Annotated in this window: 3 protein-coding genes and 2 pseudogenes; 1 reads left to right on the plus strand and 4 read right to left on the minus strand. The window is 55.9% G+C overall.

All coding sequences use genetic code 11. From position 1 onward, the window contains the following. Positions 1-110: pseudogene (locus tag NMG46_RS29365) on the plus strand (IS630 family transposase); the annotation flags it as partial. An 891-nt stretch (positions 111-1,001) separates the two neighbouring features. Here the strand turns inward: NMG46_RS29365 and NMG46_RS29370 are convergent. The 4 genes and pseudogenes from NMG46_RS29370 to nadE all read right to left on the minus strand — a co-directional run. Beyond that, entirely contained in the window at positions 1,002-2,363 is a 1,362-nt protein-coding gene (locus NMG46_RS29370; RefSeq protein ID WP_254820764.1) for a phenylacetate--CoA ligase family protein, read from the minus strand. A gap of 16 nt (positions 2,364-2,379) precedes the next feature. Continuing rightward, positions 2,380-3,906, minus strand: coding sequence for a lipopolysaccharide biosynthesis protein (locus tag NMG46_RS29375; protein WP_254820765.1), 1,527 nt, complete (start codon positions 3,904-3,906; stop codon positions 2,380-2,382). Positions 3,907-4,110: 204 nt separating this feature from the next. Continuing rightward, complete coding sequence (locus NMG46_RS29380; protein WP_254820766.1) at positions 4,111-5,268, minus strand: CapA family protein; 1,158 nt, start codon at positions 5,266-5,268, stop codon at positions 4,111-4,113. Between the two features lie 697 nt (positions 5,269-5,965). Continuing rightward, positions 5,966-6,076, minus strand: a pseudogene (gene nadE, locus NMG46_RS29385) (NAD(+) synthase); the annotation flags it as partial. Between the last annotated feature and the right edge of the window lie 16 nt (positions 6,077-6,092).

A 6,092-nucleotide genomic window follows, 5' to 3' on the forward strand; every position in this document is an offset into this window, starting at 1 on the left:
CCATCAGAACCATCTACGCCCTGTGGCAGGCCATTGGCGATATCTGCAATCTCTTCTCTCCAACAGAATGCAGAAACTACTTCACTGCCGCAGGCTATGGACTCACATGAAAGTCCGCCGCTCTAGCATCAGGGAGGACTTGCTGACGCGGGCCAATCACCGTTCGCCAGCGTAGGCGATTGCCAAGAGGTGGCTGCCGCACTTGCCGAGTATCTGGCCCGCCCTGAACAATCTCTCCAGGGACCGGTGCATTTTGAAGGGCTATCAAAAAGCTCCCGCCAGCACACTCTCCGGCTGGGGCCGAGCCGCGCGGGCCCGATTGGGCAATATGTGAATCGGCGTGAAAAAAATTGGACGCCGATCTGAAGTGCGCCCTGAGCGGGCAGATCGGGATGGGGGATACGCCGCGGCGTTTGATGGTGTGATGGTGTGCGAACCGATCCGGTCCGCACTCGCCATCGGCCCCCCCTTGTGCGCCACAATTTCGCGGCATGCGCACCGCAGTCGGAGCTGTGGAGTGCCACGGCGCGAGCAAACGATGTCGCGCGCGCCAACAGGTACTGGATTACGCTGTACCTGCCAGTCGACAGTCGACATCCTTGGGACATGACCCGACCTCAATCGGGCGTTCTATCGAGGTGCGTTCGCCTTTCCTGGACTATCGCGTCGTGGGACGAATGGAATGACTTCCTCGAAGCCTTCGTCGATGACCAGGTGACCAGGCACTCATCGCTCACATCAAAGCGAAATGAAATCTCCGCGGTAACAACCGGGCCGTTACCATCGTGGAGTGGGCCGCGAGGTTGTGCGGCATTCCTTTAACACTCGTGAGGGCGAACTCCCCCCTGCAAAAGCCGGCGGAGCCGCTGTTGCCGATGCAGGCAGCGCGGCAGCAAGCGTGGCTTTGGGTGCTTGGCGCTTGGTTCCAGCAGCCGAGTGGGGCTTCTGCGAACGGAGGGGCTGCCGCGCGCCGCGCGGCAGGCAGCGCGAACTTCAGCCACTTACTGTATAGCGGATGTGCTGTGTGGTGGACGAGAAACGAGCGACACCGTATAGCGGTATTTGCCTGAGGCCAGCTTCGGAATGGCATCGACGAACTCGAAGGTAACCTGGCATGCGGGTCCCGTAACACGCTGCAGCGAACTGCGGATTTCCTCCAAGGCACCTTCCGGTGGCGGCGCTGCCGTGACCATCTTAATCAGAATCGAGTCGTAGTTCTGCTGGATGATCTGGGTCTTCTTCAGCCAGTCGGACTTGTGCACCACACCAAGGAAGTGGACGAAAAAAGCACCGGGGATGGTCGAGCCGTCTTCGCGGACGAAGGCATCCATCATGCGTCCGGTAACCGTCTCCAGCTTTTCAACGGAGGGCGTCGGGGTCGAAACCGCGGCTCCGACCATCGCGCGGTCGCCGATCCGGTAGCGAATAATCGGCATGGCATAGTTCGTCAGGCACGTGACCAGCACTTCGCCTTCTTCTCCCGGCCCACATGGCTCGCCTGCCTCATCCACGACCTCGACAAAATGGGTATAGGTGTAGATTTTCAGCCCTGCTCCGGCCTCGCGCTCGCCGGCGACGCTGCCGACCTCTCGTGAGCCATAACGATTTAATACCGGGCAGTCGAAGGCACGCGTGACCTCTTCACGAATGAAAGGATACAGAGTTCCGGCGCTGGTGACGACGCTCCTGATACGGGGCACCTTGATCTTCTCGGCATTGATGTAGCGCGCAAGTTCGTAGATGCTTTCGGCGTAAGCTTCGATGATGACCGGACGCACACGCTGAATTACTCTCGCGTAGTTCTGCATGCGTTGTCTGCTTAGATCGAAGGAGTTGAGGAACGTTTGGTTCCGGATGAAGTTGCTGAGCTTGTTACGCCATCCTACCGTCCCAAACATTATGTCGCGGTCCGACCCCCAAAGTTTGACAAAGGGTTCGCCCGAAGCTCGACCAGCCCAAGAATAGTGCATCTGGGTCAAGGCCTGCGCCATGTCGTTGTAGTATCTGTCCTGCAGCAACGTCACCGGTTCTCCACTGCTGCCGCCCGAGCTGGTCTTGTACCACGCCCTCGAGGCCAGATCATCGCTCTTCAGAAGGTCGAATTTCGTGTGCAACATCTCCCTGGTAAGCTCCGGCACCTGCCGAAAGCGTTCGAGGTTCACTTGATCGCCGTGCACCACACCAGTAGCGGCCAGCACATCACGGTAATGCGGCACGTGGTGCGCAGCGTGCCGCAAGAGTTGCGAAAGACGCTCGTGCTGCTCCTCTCGCTGCCGTGAGACCGGCCGATTATGAAATTCGTGCAAAAAGGAACAATAGCCGGGGATCGGATTACGGGAAATCCGTGTGTCGTAGACCTTCAAGACCGGTGCACGCCAATTAAGCATGGGGCCTCCCATCTAGAATGCTCCACAGCAATTCGCGATCTGAGCGATTTAAACTCAAGAAATATGCAACTATACTGTACAATACAGCTATTGTCACGGCCATTGCGCCGAGAGCTAGCCAATTGGGTGGCCACCAAAGCTGTGAGATGAACCTGCCGGCGAAGCCGATAGCTAGCGTGCCGAGTGCCCCGGCCGTCAAGGGCGCATAGAACGACCACCAGGGAAGACGCAACAGGGTTGCGCAGTAGCTGGACGTGAACAGACAGTTCTTGATCGTCCACACGATGGCCGCGGCAGCCGCGACCCCGACTACTCCCCATCCGCTCCAGCGTGCAAGCGCTATCGCCAAGCCGATATTCGCCAAGCCGAGGGCTAGGGTGAGCAGCCCTTGCACTTTGACCTGGTTGTATGCCGTCACTACGTAGAAAAGCGGCCTGACGGCTAGGTTAACAGCCAAATGACCAACCAGAAGGATCAGCAGCACGTTAAGTTGAGCAAACTGCGGGCCTAGCCAAAGATGCAGCAAAGGTGCGCCAAAGCCGCACAGCAGGCCAACCGGCAGGGCTAATGCAACACTAAGGAGCTTGACGGAATGACGAGCGATCCGACGCATTCCGTCGATGTCGCCTACGGCGTAGCGCGCCATTATTGCCGGACTTAACACCGTGACGACCGCCTCCGTGAGCGTATTGATCAAAGCAGGGAAGAGCAAAACGGCAGCATATCGTCCGGTCATCTCGGCACCGAACATGGCGTTCACGATCAGGAGGTCCACCTGCATCAGCAGGAGTGCGCCGGTCTGATTGACTGCCGACCAGCCGCCCAAATTCGCAAGCGCCCGAAAATGATGACGGTCGATGCTTCGGTAATTGAGTTGCAACTCCGGCGTCAAGCGCCTCCAGACGACTACATCCCCCGCCAGCCCGACCATGGCGGCGATGACGAAAGCCACTGCCACGTGCCAGAGGGTTGCCGGCCAGACCATGAAACAGAGTGCTATGATACCCACCCGGGTCAGCAACGTAAGCGAGTTTACAATATTTCGCAGGTCGAAGCGGTGCTTGATCAGGCTTGCAACACCGAAATTGCTGCTCAGAATTGTCACGAGGAATGCAGCGCCGACGCTTGCAAGCAGAAACTGGGCCGCGCGCTCCAGCCCGGCTGGGACATTGAAGAGCGCCGGAAGGAAATAGGTCAGAATGCCTGCCGGGACCAGCAGAGCGCTACAAGCAATTACCGAAAGTGCCAAGCCTGTGTTGAATGTCCCGTTTGCGCTGACTGTGTTCCCCTTATTCAGGTCTATCGCCAAAAAACGGCTAATGGAAACGTTTAGGCTGGTTCCGACAAGGGCTCCATACATGACCAGGGAATTTGCCAGCGCAATCATCCCGTATGCTGCTACGCCGAGATGATTTACCAGAAACGGGATATACCACAGCATGATGGTTGTGTTCAGAACGATGTAGCATGCATTGGCAGCCACATTGCTGACGAAGCGTAATCTCGCTATGTCAGCCATCGGCGTTACGGGTGACGCCGGCATTCGACATGACATTTCCCATCCTGCCGCCCCCTTGGACCACTGCCGGGCCGACGAAAGCAATCCTTATCCATGATACAGCGGGCAGCTCGTACGCGGCGCCAAGATGTCAGCAAAAAAGCCCATAGTTTGAGTTTGACGCGCAAAACCGGATCCCGCAAGTCGTTTCAAGTCGGACAGGTGTCAAGTGATGAATGTATCGAAGCGCCGCTTAGCCTCGGCTTCAAGCACAGTCACCGACGCTTCACGATGAGAAACGCACCTCAACGCGTTTAGCCCACCTAGCAGCGATTTGCTGGGGAACATAGGAATCGGCCAAACGCCGCGCTGGGCCATCCTCTCTTGAAACGCCGAGATCAAGTTGTTCAGCCGCAAGTACCTGTGTCGTTGCTGGAGACAGAATTCCTCCCAAAGCCTGCCCAGATGAGATGAATCTACGAGAGCCATGTTAAGATTATCGAGACAGGAGAATTCACGTTGAGCTTCTTGCTTGGAAAGTATGCGAACACCATCATCAGGCGAGTACCGGTGGACAAGCGGCTCACCGATGATTCGTTTATGCTCGACGTCTAGAACGAGCGATGCAGCCATTCCTGTATTCCAATCGGCTCCCTTGTCGGGCCAATAGAAAAGGAAGTTTCCAAGCCCATAGAATATTGGTTTGCTCTTGTAGCTCTCGTATGCGCTTATCACGTGTGTATGGTGATAGATAATAGCATCTGCGCCAAAATCAGCATAGAGGTGGGCTCTTTGAATTCGTTCCGGAGAAGGTAGCGGAAAATATTCGGCGCCTCCGTGAATGATAACGATTACGAAGTCAGAAACGGTCTTTTCCTCCATTATCCAGTAATACATTGATGCGATATCTTCTTTTATCACACCCACACGTCCCGCCTCAACGACGCCAAATTCTTGCTCCGCGACATTGATGAACGAAGCAGAAGCCCCTTGCGCGATGTAGCGAAGCCGGTGAGGTGCTTCTGCCCCTTTCATTCCAGCACCCAGATGCTCGATATTGTTTTCATCAAGAGCATTTAATGTGTCCTCAAGTCCGGAGATGCCAAAATCCATCATGTGATTATTAGCGAGTGTTGCCACGGCCAATCCGCTCTGAGCTATAGAGGGCAGGAGATCCTTATTCCCCCTGAGCGCGGGCCCCACCTTCTTTTCGCTCGTCTTTTTAGAAGTTATTGGTGACTCGAGATTGAAGATATTCAGGTCTGCCGCGCTCAAAAATCTTCTCGTGGAGGAAGAAAAGATGGCCGGCGAACCGGGCTGTTTTGCAAGCTCGTTGATGGGGTCCGTCAGCACGAGATCGCCGAGTACATTGATTTTTATCATCTTAGGTTAGCCTATATCGTCAGCTATGGGATCCTAGGGATAATACTTGGACCTTCTTGATGTAACGAGAAATACTTTAAGAGTCCGTTTTGAAAATCAGGGATGGGCACTGCTTGATCAGGCTTGCAACACCGAAATTGCTGCTCAGAATTGTTACGAGGAATGCAGCGCCGACGCTTGCAAGCAGAAACTGGGCCGCGCGCTCCAGCCCGGCTGGGACATTGAAGAGCGCCGGAAGGAAATAGGTCAGAATGCCTGCCGGGACCAGCAGAGCGCTACAAGCAATTACCGAAAGTGCCAAGCCTGTGTTGAATGTCCCGTTTGCGCTGACTGTGTTCCCCTTATTCAGGTCTATCGCCAAAAAACGGCTAATGGAAACGTTTAGGCTGGTTCCGACAAGGGCTCCATACATGACCAGGGAATTTGCCAGCGCAATCATCCCGTATGCTGCTACGCCGAGATGATTTACCAGAAACGGGATATACCACAGCATGATGGTTGTGTTCAGAACGATGAAGCATGCATTGACAGCCACATGGCTGATGAAGCGTAATCTCGCGAAGTCAGTCATCGGCGTTGCCGGTGACGCCGCATGCGACATGGCATTTCCCATCCTGCCGCCCCCTTGGACCGCTGCCAGACCGACGAAAGCAATCCAACTTCCATAATACAGCGACTCGGCCCGTATGAGGCGCCGGATGCCGCCTGAGAGGCCGACAACCACCCCTCGACGTCGCAGCGTGCCAAAGACTTGCTGGCGCAAGATCTGGACGATGCGATCGACTTCCGCGCCAGCGTCGAGCACCAGGGCGTCCTTGCCGAAT

Origin of the sequence: Mesorhizobium sp. LMG 17147 (assembly GCF_024297145.1) — a bacterium.
Lineage (GTDB): Bacteria > Pseudomonadota > Alphaproteobacteria > Rhizobiales > Rhizobiaceae > Mesorhizobium.

Excerpts from the sequence above, each read along its gene's own strand:
- NMG46_RS29375 (WP_254820765.1), bottom strand. The coding sequence starts at position 3,906 with ATGGCTGACATAGCGAGATTACGCTTCGTCAGCAATGTGGCTGCCAAT.
- NMG46_RS29380 (WP_254820766.1), bottom strand. The coding sequence starts at position 5,268 with ATGATAAAAATCAATGTACTCGGCGATCTCGTGCTGACGGACCCCATC.